Annotated in this window: 11 protein-coding genes; 8 read left to right on the top strand and 3 right to left on the bottom strand. The window is 45.7% G+C overall.

What is annotated here, in order from left to right; genetic code table 11:
• Positions 1-171 precede the first annotated feature (171 nt).
• The 4 genes from KWJ01_RS21115 (at position 172) to KWJ01_RS21100 (ending at position 4,221) form a co-directional block, all read left to right on the top strand.
• Positions 172-558: a hypothetical protein gene (locus tag KWJ01_RS21115; protein WP_224999100.1), complete on the top strand. Its 387-nt coding sequence runs from the start codon at positions 172-174 to the stop codon at positions 556-558.
• Positions 559-858: 300 nt separating this feature from the next.
• Positions 859-3,165, top strand: a complete 2,307-nt coding sequence (locus tag KWJ01_RS21110) for a molybdopterin oxidoreductase family protein (protein WP_224999099.1) — start codon at positions 859-861, stop codon at positions 3,163-3,165.
• Positions 3,152-4,006: a hypothetical protein gene (locus KWJ01_RS21105; RefSeq protein ID WP_224999098.1), complete on the top strand. Its 855-nt coding sequence runs from the start codon at positions 3,152-3,154 to the stop codon at positions 4,004-4,006. The genes KWJ01_RS21110 and KWJ01_RS21105 overlap by 14 nt, the downstream gene beginning before the upstream one ends.
• Positions 4,003-4,221: a hypothetical protein gene (locus tag KWJ01_RS21100; RefSeq protein ID WP_224999097.1), complete on the top strand. Its 219-nt coding sequence runs from the start codon at positions 4,003-4,005 to the stop codon at positions 4,219-4,221. Before KWJ01_RS21105 ends, KWJ01_RS21100 begins: the two co-directional genes overlap by 4 nt.
• A 22-nt stretch (positions 4,222-4,243) precedes the next feature.
• On the opposite strand, the gene KWJ01_RS21095 is transcribed toward KWJ01_RS21100, so the two are convergent.
• On the bottom strand, positions 4,244-4,984 hold the full coding sequence (locus KWJ01_RS21095; protein ID WP_224999096.1) for a LytTR family DNA-binding domain-containing protein: 741 nt from the start codon (positions 4,982-4,984) through the stop codon (positions 4,244-4,246).
• Positions 4,981-6,042, bottom strand: coding sequence for a sensor histidine kinase (locus tag KWJ01_RS21090; RefSeq protein ID WP_224999095.1), 1,062 nt, complete (start codon positions 6,040-6,042; stop codon positions 4,981-4,983). The genes KWJ01_RS21095 and KWJ01_RS21090 overlap by 4 nt, the downstream gene beginning before the upstream one ends.
• A 368-nt stretch (positions 6,043-6,410) precedes the next feature.
• Between KWJ01_RS21090 and KWJ01_RS21085 the strand changes: the two genes are divergently transcribed.
• Positions 6,411-9,350, top strand: a complete 2,940-nt coding sequence (locus KWJ01_RS21085; RefSeq protein ID WP_224999094.1) for a TonB-dependent receptor domain-containing protein — start codon at positions 6,411-6,413, stop codon at positions 9,348-9,350.
• Between the two features lie 88 nt (positions 9,351-9,438).
• Here the strand turns inward: KWJ01_RS21085 and KWJ01_RS21080 are convergent, their stop codons facing one another.
• Positions 9,439-10,440, bottom strand: a complete 1,002-nt coding sequence (locus KWJ01_RS21080) for an SDR family oxidoreductase (protein ID WP_224999093.1) — start codon at positions 10,438-10,440, stop codon at positions 9,439-9,441.
• A gap of 387 nt (positions 10,441-10,827) precedes the next feature.
• On the opposite strand from KWJ01_RS21080, the gene KWJ01_RS21075 reads away from it, so the two are divergent.
• From KWJ01_RS21075 to KWJ01_RS21065, 3 genes are all read left to right on the top strand, one after another.
• Positions 10,828-11,313 carry an ankyrin repeat domain-containing protein gene (locus KWJ01_RS21075; RefSeq protein WP_224999092.1) on the top strand — a complete coding sequence of 162 codons (486 nt, stop codon included), beginning with the start codon at positions 10,828-10,830 and terminating at the stop codon, positions 11,311-11,313.
• 398 nt (positions 11,314-11,711) lie between these two features.
• Positions 11,712-12,149 carry a YsnF/AvaK domain-containing protein gene (locus KWJ01_RS21070; protein ID WP_224999091.1) on the top strand — a complete coding sequence of 146 codons (438 nt, stop codon included), beginning with the start codon at positions 11,712-11,714 and terminating at the stop codon, positions 12,147-12,149.
• Between the two features lie 53 nt (positions 12,150-12,202).
• Positions 12,203-12,967, top strand: coding sequence for a YsnF/AvaK domain-containing protein (locus tag KWJ01_RS21065; RefSeq protein WP_224999090.1), 765 nt, complete (start codon positions 12,203-12,205; stop codon positions 12,965-12,967).
• Positions 12,968-13,181: the final 214 nt, after the last annotated feature.

The raw sequence follows: 13,181 nt of genomic DNA, 5'->3' as shown, positions 1-13,181 counted from the left end.
TTTTACATGAGACGGGTGCTGGGGGTAAATTTAAAATTACTGCTGCTAAGCTCTAAGCAGCAAACACTGTTTTTGCAGCTTTTGTATCTTTAGGAGGGCTGGTTTATCTTTATTGCAGTTGCATAACTTCATACATTGATCAAAGTTACAGGTACATTAAAGCAGAACTATATGAAAATAAGGATGAAAGATAACACCATCAGACTGCGCCTAATGCAGCAGGAGGTGGAACGGTTTAGTACAGAAGGTATTGTAACTACAGCAACCTGGATGGGGGCATCTCCGGAAAACTGCCTTACTTACACCCTTAAAAAAAATGACGGATCAGGTTCGGTAACAGCCTTTTTCGAGAAAGGTGAAGTAACAGTATCAGTACCGGCTAAACTTGCCGATGACTGGGCAGGAACAAACAAAGTGGGCATAGAAGCAAACATGCCACTGATAAACGGAGAGCATCTTTACATTCTGATTGAAAAAGACTTTAAATGCCTGCAGGAAAGGCCTAATGAAGATGAGTCGGATGCCTTTCCGAATCCTGTTGAAGGAAACGCATGCTAATGAGGATTGGACGGAGCCTCTAAAGCTTTTATTTATACCCAATCAAAATAACAACGCCTGTACCTGCTTGTTCTTCTAGAAAACCTGCATTGGTTTACAATAGATTAAGCGGTTGCAGGCTCTTTATTTATTGAGCTGATGTACCTATGACAGAGGTCATGCATAGACATGACTGATATCATAGCAGTACATATTTTTCAGCCTTTCTTTTGTCCCGGACATGAGTGTCCCCGGCTGTTGGTGCTATTTTTTTTAAAAAGCACAGCATAGAAGTCTAATCACCCTCCAATCATATCTATAATGAAAAACGAGGAAACTGATAGTTTTGAAGGTTTAAGCAGAAGAGATTTTTTAAGGCTAGCCAGTCTTGGTTCGGGCATGGTGTTCCTGGGAGGCTGTGGAGATATTCGAGAACTCTGGCAAAGGCAGCCCGTCATAGCAGTAGATTCCTGGCATAAAGGCGTTTGCAGGTTCTGTGGTACTGGCTGTGGCATGCAAATTGGCTTGCACGAAGGTAAAGTGGTGGATGTAAGAGGGGATAAATATGCCCATAACCGGGGCAGGCTATGCATCAAAGGTGTCATGAACCGAGATATTCTTTATGCACCAGACAGGGCCTTATACCCCATGATCCGCAATAATGGAAAGCTTGTAACAGCCAGCTGGGATGATGCCATGTCGCTCGTTGCAGAGCGATTCAAAGATGCAATTGAAACCTATGGCAGCGATAGTGTTGGTTACTTTGGCAGCGGTCAGTTATTTACCGAAGAAAGTTATACGGCAAGCAAGCTGTTTAAAGCAGGCATCCGCACCAATAATGTTGATGGCAACCCCCGTTTATGCATGGCTTCTCCCGCCTATGCCTATACCGGTATATTTGGCCTTGATGAACCAATGGGTTGCTATGATGATATGGATCATGCCAACTGCTTTTTGATTACAGGCTCCAATACGGCTGAATGCCACCCGATTCTATGGGAAAGAATTCAGGATAGAATAAGAAGCCGGCCCGAAACCCCAATTATTGTTGTAGACCCCCGGCATACCCGCACCGCCCGTGATGCTGATCTTCACCTGCAAATAATTCCGGGCACTGATGTGGCTCTGTATAATTCGCTGATGTACGAGGTTGTAAGGCGTGGCGCGGCAGATGAAGAGATGCTTGCAAAATTTGTAACATTCAAACAGGGAGATGAAAATAAAGATTTTGAGGCATTCAGGGAGCATCTGAGCAATTATAGCCCGGAGAAAGTTGCTGCTGTATGCGGAATCTCTGCAGAATCGATCAGAGAAGCCGCTTACCTTTTTATTTCATCAGGTGCCACCATGACTATCTGGACAATGGGCCTGAACCAGCAGGTACAGGGAGTCGCTTCCAACCAGCTGATCATTGCACTGCACCTGCTAACGGGCAACATAGGCCGTCCGGGAGCAACCTGTTTTTCTCTCACCGGGCAACCGAATGCAGGGGGCGGTGTTCGCGATACAGGGGCGCTGTCTCACTCGCTGCCAAACGGCCGCAAGATTCTGGTGCCAGAGCACCGGCGGGAGATGGAAAAGCTCTGGAATGTGCCAGAGGGAACCATCAAGCCAACACCAGGATACCATGCTGTAGAGATGTTTAAGGCTATGGAATCTGGTGAACTAAAATGTGCTCTGATTATGGCTACCAACCCGGGGCAGTCTATGCCAAATACTACCCGTTACCGGGCAGCTATGGAAAAGGCATTCCTGGTGGTGGCAGATGCTTTCCACCCCACCAACACTACAATATTTGCTGATGTGGTGCTGCCAACATCCATGTGGGCAGAAAAGGGGGGTGTTTTCAGTAATTCTGAAAGGCGTTACCACCATGTTCCTAAATTAGTAGAGGCGCCCGGGGAGGCAAGAAGTGATCTGAACATACTCGTTGATTTTGCTGACAGGCTGGGCCTGGGGCATATTTTACCTGCACGCACTCCGGAAGCGGTATGGGAGGAATGGCGTAACATTTCGCAGTATTCCTACTACAATTTTAAGGGAATTACCTATGAGCGCATGAAAAAGGAACGTGGTCTGCTGTGGCCCTGCCCAACAGAAGATCATCCGGGCACCTGCAGACGCTATGTGCCAGGCGAAGATCCAATGGCCAAAGGTAATGACAGGCTCGACTTTTATGGCAGGCCAGATGGAAGGGCCATAATCTTTATACACAACCAGCAGGGGCCGCCAGAACCACCCACCGATGATTACCCCTTTATTCTAACCACCGGCAGGGTGCTGGAACACTGGCATACAGATACCATCACCGGCCGTTTGGAGGAGCTCGAGCGGGTACCTGTTGATTTTGTGGAGGTACACCCTGCCGATGCACAAAGGTTAAACCTGCGGCAGGATATGCCTGTAATGGTGCGCAGTAATCGGGGCGGCGATGTTTTCAGGGTGAGGATTGTGGAGAAAACGCGTGAAGGAATGTTGTTTACAACCTTTCATTCCATGAAGCGCATTATTAACCATGCCACCACAGACGCATACGACCCAATCTCCAAACAGCCGGCTTATAAATACTGTGCAGTAGCAATAGAACCTGTATCAACCACCAAACCAGCAGCTGATGAAGTTTCTTAAATTCGAACAAAGTAAACGAACTGTATTTCTGCTGATTTTACTACTGATAAATGCTGTACCAGCCTTCTGTTATCCCGAAGAGCAGGGAGTATCTGCTGCAGAACTTCTTCGTGAAATTGCCATTGTAGTGACCATTATAGCCATTGCAGTGCTAATTGTTGTTGAATTTTTCCTGAAGAACAAGATCGCCAGGGGCTCCTATAAATGGGCACTTTTTCTGGGTCTGTTTATGCTGCCGGTAATTGCTATGGTAGGTAGCACCACCACACTGATGCATGAAACCACCACCGTTGAATCCTGCGCCTCCTGCCATATTATGGAGCCTTTTGTAAATGATCTTCGCAATGAAGAGAGTCCAACGCTTGCAGCGAGGCATTTCAAAAACAAGTGGATTGCAGAAAATCAATGTTATCATTGCCACACCTCTTACGGTATACACGGCACCGCAGAAGCTAAAAGAGATGGTTTCAGGCACTGGCTGATGTATGTTACAGACACCTGGCCGGAGCCCATTACTTTTAAGGGGAGCTACCCTAACCAAAACTGTACTACCTGCCATGGCTCAACCAAAAAATTCCAGACAGTAAACAGTCATATAGCGTTAAGGGAAAAGCTGATGAACAACGAGGTAAGTTGTTCTTCCTGCCACGGACCGGCGCATCCAACTCCACTGGAAAGGGGGAATCCCATTCAGCCTGTGGAACCATCAGATAACCAGGAAGATGAGCTTGTGTGGCATCAGCATGATGTAGAGAACTCCTATGAAGTCTACAATTACGTTAAAACCCTTGGCACGGAAAAGATCCTTGGTATTGAGCAAACAAGCAGTGTATCGCCATGAAAAGAAGACGGAACATAGATAAACTCATCAGAATTTCAGTGATCCTGGGCTGCATCGGCTTGTTTTGTGTGCTACTTTTTCTGATTGCCGGCTTTGAAGCCTGGTCGGTGGGCGTGGGCGTTTTCTTTGGATTTCCCGTTCTGCTCGCTGCTGTTGTTCTTTATATCGTTGCTGTGGTAAGAGACCTGAAGAAACATGAGGTAATTCATGATTAGGCACAAGCCTTCAGCCAGTCTTTTATGTCCAGCGACTTAAAAACTGGCCGAAGGTATCTTTATACTGCTCGCTTACAACAATGCTGTTTTCGCCAATCTGCACCCTGTTACGCGAAACTGCACTGATTTTATCTAGCGCAACAATATAAGAACGATGAATGCGCATAAACCTCCTGGCAGGCAGCTTTTCCTCAAGTACTTTAAGGCTGCTTAGCGACAGCACAGGTTTGGGATTGCTCTCCAGGTGCACCTTTACATAATCTTTCAGGCCTTCAATGTATAATATATCACTAAAGGCAATACGCACCAGCTGGTACTCTACTTTCAGAAACAGGTATTCTTCTTCAGGCTCCGGGGCGGCAGAAGGCAATGCAATGGTTTTGTTGAGCAGATCGGCATAGGCCTTTGCTTTGCTGGCAGCACGCAGAAAGTCTGCATAATTAAAAGGCTTCAGGAGATAATCGAGCGCATCGACCTTATAACCTTCTACTGCATACTGATTGAAGGCAGTGGTGAAAACGATCCTGGGCCAGGATCCCGGCTCACCTTTGTCAAGAATGCGTGCCAGCTCCAGGCCGCTCAGGTCTGGCATCTGAATATCGAGAAATATCACTTCTGCTTTCTGCTGATGCAGCCCCTGCAGCGCCTCTACAGCACTGCTGTACTTTCCCACCAGTTCCAGGAATGGGGTCTGCTGTATAAAGGTACACAGCATGTTCAGGGCCAGGGGTTCATCGTCTACTGCAATGCATCTAAGGGTCATGACAGGTCAAGGGTTAGGTACACCTGGTATTCGTTTTTGGGAGATCTTTCGTTGATCAGCAGGTGGTATTTATCGGCATACAACAAATCCAGCCGCCTGCGGGTATTTACCAGCCCAATGCCACTGCTATCCTCCAGTACAACTCTTTTCTCTGGTAAAAGGGTATTGCATACCTCCAGTTTAAGGCTCTGCTCATTCTGAAAAATAACTATTCTGATACTGCTGGCGTGTATGGCACTTACTCCATGTTTAAATGCATTTTCAACAAATGGTAAAAATAGCATGGGGGCTATCCGCACATCCTGAAACGACTGTGGTTTTTCGAAAGCTACCTGTACTTTTTCAGTAAGGCGAAGCTGCATCAGCTTAATGTAATCTTCCAGAAATTCTATCTCTTTACTAAGCAGGGTATTACCAGATTGCGTTTCGTAGAGCACATAGCGCATCATCCTGGAAAGGGTATATAGTGCCTCACGGGCAGTCTCCACATCCATGTGGGTAAGTGCGTAAATGCTGTGGAGGGTGTTAAAAAAGAAGTGTGGGTTGATCTGCGCCTTCAGGAAAGAAAGCTCAGTGCTTATTTTCTGTTTTTCCAGGGTTTGTCTGATCACCGTATCTTTCTGCCATTTCTGCACTACCTTAATGGTGGTGCTGATGCCCAGCACCAGTAATGTTGCCAGGAGTAGCACCGGGTTTATATCAAACCTGAAGCCTGTCGGGGGTGTTCCTTCAGGGTTGAAGGCTTTAAATATAAGTTGCTGCAGCTTAAGGGTGTAGCTGATGCCAAGATCGAGCAGCAGGGCGCACAGTACAGCTGTAAACAGAGCGGCAGCAAACCATTTGATCCTGTTCCGGAACAGAAAGCGGGGCACCAGCACATAGGCATTCAGGAAATAAAGGGCAACCCAAAAGCCAAACATTATAGCCTGTTTTACCCAAAATGTTGTGGGCAGTTCTATATCCCACAAAAGCGGCTGGCAAAGCAACAGCAGCAGGCCCAGCAGTACCATCAGGTTTATGAGGGGGTATGCCCTGCGATATAGGAGAGGAGCAGCCATGAAAGGAGCAAATTAATACAATATTGACTGCTAAGGTAATAGCCCTGGCATTCAAATGCTTTCAAGATCTGCCATTAGTTAGATTTTACCGACTATTGCCCCTTTCTATTCTATGGATGGATTTATTGATAACTGCTAAACAGGCTTAAAGCGTCAATACTGGCTTTTATAGCTAAACTAGTTTTCTATAGCAACCCTTAATACAGCATCGTTGAAGAAAAATATTTAATCCGTAATCATTACTTTCTGGCTTAAAGTCATCGGCCAGATAGGGGTATTGGTCGGTGTTTAGGGGGCGTAGGTCTATTCTATTTTGTTATTGATAGGAAAGAGGGTTGTTTTGCGCTTTAGTCGAATTTCAACCCGGAATGAATAAGCTTTTACCCCTACTTTTACTGGCAGGCCTTTCTGCTTTTGCCATACCCCCGGCTGGTGCTGCGATAACTGTCCATAGTAACCCATCTAGCACATCGCCAAACAACCCTGATAATGAAAAGGATAATGGAAAAATTACAGGCACTGTTATAGATGCTGCCACCAAACAGCCAATCCCTTATGCAACAATTGCCCTGATAGATCCTGCTACAGCAAAGCCAGTGGATGGTACCATTGCAGATGATCAGGGTAAGTTCACCATTGAAAAAATCACTCATGGTGTTTACAACATCCAGGTTTCATTTATTGGATTTGAAACCAAAACAATTGCCAAAGTTGCTGTTGGCAATAAAAAAATAGACCTGGGGGAAATCTTGATCAGTGAAAGTGAAGAAATACTCAATGAAGTAACCATTGAAGGCCAGCGCCCCATGATAGAGGAGCGTGTTGACCGCACCGTATATAATGCAGAAGATGACGCATCCAATAAAGGTGGCGATGCTGCAGATGTATTGCGCAAAGTGCCTATGCTTTCAGTAGACCTGGATGGAAATGTATCGATGCGCGGCAGCCAGAATATAAGGGTGCTGATCAATAACAGGCCATCTACCATAACAGCCGGCAGTGTTGCCGATGCCCTGAAGCAAATTCCTGCAGACATGATCAAATCTGTAGAAGTGATCACCTCTCCATCAGCAAAATATGATGCAGAAGGTTCTGCAGGTATTATCAACATCATAACCAAGAAAAACACCCTGCAGGGGGGCAGCCTGAATGTTGATACAGGTGTTGGCCTGCGTGGCACTAACCTGGGCCTGAATGGCAGCTATCGTGTGGGTAAAATGGGCTTTTCTTTAGGTGGTTTTGGCCGTGCGGGTTACAATATGCCCGGCAGCTTTGAAAATACCCAGACCATTGTAGCAGATGGCAATGAAAATGTAACAAAACAGGAAGCTGATACCCGTAACAATATGATGTTTGGGCGCTACAGCTTTGGCTGGGATTATGAGATCAATGAAAAGAATTATGTAAACGCTTCGGTACAGTATGGTTTGCGCAACGGCCATAATTACCAGGATGATCTGCTAACCCAGCGTTTTATCAATGGCGAGCTGGCGAGCAGAGAAATGCGTGATGTGGAGGTAACCGATAATTCAGGAACATGGGATGTTAACCTGAACTACACCCACACTTTCAATAAACCACAGCAGGAGCTAAGCCTGCTTACCCAGTTTAGTCGCAATAACCGCACTAACAACTTTACCAACAGCCTTTTCCAGGAAGATGAAACCACGATAGACAGCCGGGTAAAGAATATCAACGAAAGCTATAACCAGGAATCTACCGTTCAACTCGATTACCAGAACCCGATCGGTAAAAACCAGATGCTGGAACTTGGCGGTAAGCAGATCCTGCGGCAGGTGATCAGTGATTATGAAACCTTTGTAGCCCAGGGTACAGCTGCATTCGAAAAATCAGAGAACCAGAACCTCAGCAATGTGTTCAATTACAACCAGAACATATCAGCAGGCTACCTTTCCTATACCCTTACAACTGCAAACAAGTACAGTATCAAGGCAGGTACCCGTTATGAGTACACCACCATCACTGCCGATTTTGAAAACAGCCTTGGTGAGGTGAAGATACCCTCCTATGGAGTTATAGTACCCAGTATAAACCTATCAAAAAGCCTGAAAGGGGGTAACACTGTAAAGTTAGCTTACAATCGCCGCATTCAGCGTCCCTCTTTGCAGTTCCTGAACCCGAATGTTCAGAATCCGAACCCTGCCTTCAGAACCATAGGTAACCCGGAGCTGGACCCGGAATATACCAACAACTTTGAACTAGGCTACAGCACCTACTTTAAAAGTACATCGCTGAATGTTACCACTTTTGTGCGTAATACAAACAACTCTATTCAGGCGGTGCGCAACAGTGTGGAGGAGGGTGTTATTGAAACCTCCTATTATAACATTGGCAGGGAGAATGCCTATGGTGCCAGTATTTTTGGTGGTATCAATATTGCCAAAAAATTCACGCTCAATGGCGGCACTGACTTTTACTATGCAGACCTAAGCAACAATGTTGATGCACCTGACCAGCGTGCAACAAACAGTGGCTGGGTTGCCAACATCAGGGCTTTTGGTAATTACAGTCTTGGTAGTGGCTGGGGCCTGCAGGGATTTGGCTTTTATCGCAGCGGACAGGTGCAGTTACAGGGTTACCAGGGTGGCTTTGGCATTTACAGTTTGAACATTCGCAAGGAGTTCAATGAAAGAAAAGGAAGCATTGGCTTTGGTGCAGAGAACTTCTTCTCTAATACCATGAAGATCAGAAATGAGCTGAACACCCCAACCATCAGCCAGCAAAGTACCAACATAATTCACAACCTGAATTTTAAAATCAACTTCAGCTACCGCATTGGTAAAATGACGATGGATGCTCCCCGCAGAAGAAGAAAGTCTGTAAACAACGACGACCTTAAAGGCGGTGAAGGTGGGGCGGAAGCTGGCGCTCCGCAGGGAGGCGCTCCGCAGGGAGGCGCCCCGGCGGGAGGTGCTCCGCAGGTTGCACGGCCTGCACCAGCAGCCCGTCCTGCCAGTGCCCCTACGGCAGGGACTTCTACCGCAGCTGCAGATAGCCTTGCGGGCAATGCCGAAAACATTAATGGCCGCTGGCAGGGAACTGTAGGCCAGCTTGAGCTAACACTGGATCTGCAGGCAAATGGCGAAACGCTTACCGGAACTGTACAGACTCCTATGGGCGGGCAGGCCATTTCTGATGGTAAAATCCAGGGAAATGAAATTTCTTTCAACATTTCTGTCAGAGGTGATGTGGTACCTTATAAAGGCAGCCTGGAAGGAGATAAGCTGAACATCAGCGTTAACTTCCAGGGCAGAGACATAAGCGGAACACTGCAAAAGGTGCAATAAAATTAAAGATGTAATCAATACAAGAAAGGCCCCGCTATTATGGCGGGGCCTTTCTTGTTATTGTGGTTGTATTTTAAAATATACTGCTTTACTTTCTGTTGCCTAAGAACGCATAGGCTGCAGCACCGGCAACAGCAACTACGGCACCTGTAATAATTGGGTGCATGGAGGCACGGGTAAAGAGGCTGGTTTTCATTACATAGCCATCATAATCGCCATGTACCTTGCCGCCTTCACCGTGCTGGTTCAGACCATCTTCCAGGTGCTTTGGTGCCCTGTCTTTGGTTTGCATCTTTATCATCATCTTTTCACCTACCCAGTCCATTACTTCAGGTACTAGCCTGTTGGTGTTGCTCATGATTTTTCCGCCGCTGCCCACAAATATATCGCGTTTTGGATGGGCTGCTGCATGTAAAATGGCATTTGCAGCCTCCTCTGGCTGGTATACAGGTGGTGGCAGGGTAGTAGCTTTACCAGTGTAATTTTTAGCATGCTGGGTGTAGGGGGTGTTAATTGCAGCGGGTTTGATCAGGGTTACAGAAATACCTGCGCCTTCATCTTCCAATTCAATACGTAAAGCATTGGTGAACCCCTTTACTGCATGTTTTGTGGCAGAATACATACCCTGAATTGGTATGGCAACATCAGATAACACACTGCCCAGGTTTATGATAGCACCACCTTTGCCTTTCAGGTGCTTGGCAGCGATCAGTGAGCCATACACCACACCCCAGAAGTTTGTGTCGAACAGGCGGTGATGATCTTCGTCACTTACCTCTTCCAGCCTTCCGTAAATAGATACACCCGCATTGTTTACCCAGGTATCAAAGCCACCAAAATGTTCTATGGCAGCATCTGCGATCTTCTGAATGTCATCGCGTTTGCCTACATCAGCAACTACATGCTTTATCGTACCACCCTCAGCTGAAAGCTGCTGTTCAATTTCCGTAAGGGCTTCCTTATTCCTGGAGGCCAATACGAGCTTTGCACCTTTTTTTGCCGCAGCACGTGCAGTTGCTAGTCCGATACCACTGGATGCCCCGGTAATAACTATTACCTGTTCGTTTAGTGGTTTTAATGAAATTTCCATTCTGTTTTAGTTTGTTTAAAAAATATTAATCAACATCAGGGCAGGATTCAACAGCTAAAGTTTGCCGGTATCTAATAATAATCCTGCTGTGCATAAAGCCTGACAATACTCGTCCTGATTTGCAGAGTATCCACTCACAGCTAACAGCAGCTGTAGGCTTATTCTAAAGCTTAACTCTAAAACATACGGACCTTTCTGCTGCAGGTTAAGTAACACCTATAGAACATAGCGCATGTGCAATTGTTAAATTTGCATATTTCCTTTTCTCTTAGCGCCGGGTTGGCAGCTTATCTTAGGCAAGTCATTCTTAACAATTTATTTTCAAACAGATTTCGCTCTACCGGGTTTTGTTCAGGTAATCTACTTAAACAAACCAAGTTCCTAACTATGAACTTCTACTCAACCAAACAAGAGGATCTTCTATTCGATGCAGCCCGTAAAGGCGACACTAACTATCTGAAACAACTAATAGAAGAAGGTGCAGATATCAATACACAGGATGGCAGGGGCTTTACGCCCCTGATACTCGCCAGTTATGAAGGTAACCTGGAGGCAACAAAGGAGCTTATAAAGGCAAATGCAGATGTGAACAAACAGGATTTTGGTGGTAATACTGCCCTTATGGGTGTTTGCTTTAAAGGCTATGCCGAGGTTGCCAGCCTGCTGATTGAAAATGGAGCTGATCTTAATCTACAGAACGGAAATGGCGGTACAGCCCTGATGTTTGCGACTCTGTTTGGCAGAAATCAGCTTGTAAAGTTATTGATGGAACATGGTGCCGATAAAACCATACGAGATAACAGGGGACTTACTGCCCTGGACCTTGCATATCAGCAGGGTAATGAGGAGGCCCTGCCAATGCTGCAGGGGTGATCGCAGGTCATGCATGTGGTTTGTTGATAGAGGTATGTCGGTAAATATTGGTGACAGCAGCACTCTTAAGTTAGATGTGCTAAGGGCTGTTTTGATCTGTTGCTGCAAATGTTGGCGTTAGAGAGGCATTGCGCCTTATCAATTCCTTCATAAGCTGGTGCTATATAATGGAGTGGGGGTAAGCAGGAGTTTAAACCATAACAGAAAAACAGGAGCAGAAAATAAAATCACAGCTGGTAGTATTTGGCTAACAGATCTTTAGTGTTTGAGGGGTAGAAGCAAAGATTTATAAAACCCTATGCGCATAGTCCCGTAACTCTATATAGAGGGAACTCTTGGAATTGTAGCAGAAAGCAAGATTTTGGAACAGACTTGGGTTCTTTAAACTATGTATAAGAATGGCATCAAAAGATAAAACATATAATAAAGCTGAAGGACAGGCCGCAGAAGACAGGGTTGCCTATCAATCAAAAACCATTCCGGTGATTGAGGAAAAGGTGAAAGTAAGGAAAAAAGTAGTTGAAACCGGCTCTGTACATATCAGCAAAAAAGTACACGAAGATGAGGTTGATGTAGAGGTGCCTTATGTTTATGAGGATGTAGACGTAGAGCGCATAGCCATCAACCAGTATGTAGATACGCCTCCCCCTGCAATCAGGCAGGAAGGTGAAACCACCATTATACCAGTACTGAAAGAAGTAGTGGTTAAAAGGCTGGTGTTAGTAGAGGAGCTTCATGTAACCAAGCGCAAGGTTAAAAAACAAGCCTCGCAGCACATGACACTTCGCTCAGAAGAGGTGTCTGTTAAACGCAAGAATAGCAACACCTCTGAATAGATTAGGGTTTGAAAATCAGGCCTTAGTATTTTTTAATTTAAATAATAATAATCATGTCAAAGTCACAAACAGTAATAGGAATATTCGAAAATAAAGTACAAGCACAGAAAGCAGCAGATCAGCTGGTAACCGACGGGTTTGACCGCGGTACTATTGACCTTTCTGCTCATGGTACAGATATAAAAGATAATACTGCTCACGACAGAACTGATACTTTTTTCACTAATCTGTTGGGCAGAGATCCGCATGTAACCAATTACAGGGAAGCAGCCCGACGTGGTACAGTTGTAACGGTACACACCGACGAAATGGCGAATGCCGAGCGTGCAGCAGCTATTTTGGATAAGTTTGGTGCTATAAATGTAGCTGATGCAGCCAAAGCAAAAGGTACCACAGGTACAGCAACTGCCACAACTGCAGATGCTGATGTAAAAGGCAAATCAATTCCAGTAATTGAGGAGAATGTACAGGTAGGTAAGCGCGAAGTTGAAACTGGCGAGGTACGTGTGCATAGCCGTATCGTTGAACGTCCGGTAGAAGAAAAGCTTCGTCTGCGTGAAGAACACGTAAACGTAGAGCGTCATCCGGTTGACCGCCCGGCTTCTAAGCGTGATTTTGATACCTTCCAGGAAGGTGATGCCAGAATCACAGAGCATGCCGAGCAGCCAATGATTAAAAAAGAAGCCCGTGTGGTAGAAGAAGTTAACATTGGTAAGGAAACAACTTCGCATACTGAAAAAGTGCGTGATACAGAACGCAGAACAGATGTGGAAGTGGATAGAGTAAGTGCAGATAAAGACCGAAATCGCACTTCCTAATCAGTTGATTTAATATAGTTGCATTCTTGCGTTATATGAATGGCAGCGGGTACTTACCCGCTGCCTTTTTTTATGCTGCTGCAGCAAACTGGTGCAGAATTTCAGGGATCTGCTGGCAGCAGCAGGCTATTTCCTGCACCAGTCAATTAACCAAATCTTCTCCATTACGTTAATGGGAGTGGCATTCATTTACTCCTGTGCCTGCTACAGGAGC

The sequence above is a fragment of the Cesiribacter sp. SM1 genome (genome assembly GCF_020178975.1).
In the GTDB taxonomy this organism is placed as follows: domain Bacteria; phylum Bacteroidota; class Bacteroidia; order Cytophagales; family Cyclobacteriaceae; genus Cesiribacter.
This window is presented reverse-complemented; position numbering and strand designations above follow the sequence as displayed.

Bases quoted from the DNA above. Each gene is read 5' to 3' on its own strand.
- KWJ01_RS21100 (WP_224999097.1), top strand. From the start codon at position 4,003: ATGAAAAGAAGACGGAACATAGATAAACTCATCAGAATTTCAGTGATC.
- KWJ01_RS21105 (WP_224999098.1), top strand. From the start codon at position 3,152: ATGAAGTTTCTTAAATTCGAACAAAGTAAACGAACTGTATTTCTGCTG.
- KWJ01_RS21075 (WP_224999092.1), top strand. From the start codon at position 10,828: ATGAACTTCTACTCAACCAAACAAGAGGATCTTCTATTCGATGCAGCC.
- KWJ01_RS21095 (WP_224999096.1), bottom strand. From the start codon at position 4,984: ATGACCCTTAGATGCATTGCAGTAGACGATGAACCCCTGGCCCTGAAC.
- KWJ01_RS21065 (WP_224999090.1), top strand. From the start codon at position 12,203: ATGTCAAAGTCACAAACAGTAATAGGAATATTCGAAAATAAAGTACAA.
- KWJ01_RS21085 (WP_224999094.1), top strand. From the start codon at position 6,411: ATGAATAAGCTTTTACCCCTACTTTTACTGGCAGGCCTTTCTGCTTTT.
- KWJ01_RS21070 (WP_224999091.1), top strand. From the start codon at position 11,712: ATGGCATCAAAAGATAAAACATATAATAAAGCTGAAGGACAGGCCGCA.
- KWJ01_RS21115 (WP_224999100.1), top strand. From the start codon at position 172: ATGAAAATAAGGATGAAAGATAACACCATCAGACTGCGCCTAATGCAG.
- KWJ01_RS21080 (WP_224999093.1), bottom strand. From the start codon at position 10,440: ATGGAAATTTCATTAAAACCACTAAACGAACAGGTAATAGTTATTACC.
- KWJ01_RS21090 (WP_224999095.1), bottom strand. From the start codon at position 6,042: ATGGCTGCTCCTCTCCTATATCGCAGGGCATACCCCCTCATAAACCTG.
- KWJ01_RS21110 (WP_224999099.1), top strand. From the start codon at position 859: ATGAAAAACGAGGAAACTGATAGTTTTGAAGGTTTAAGCAGAAGAGAT.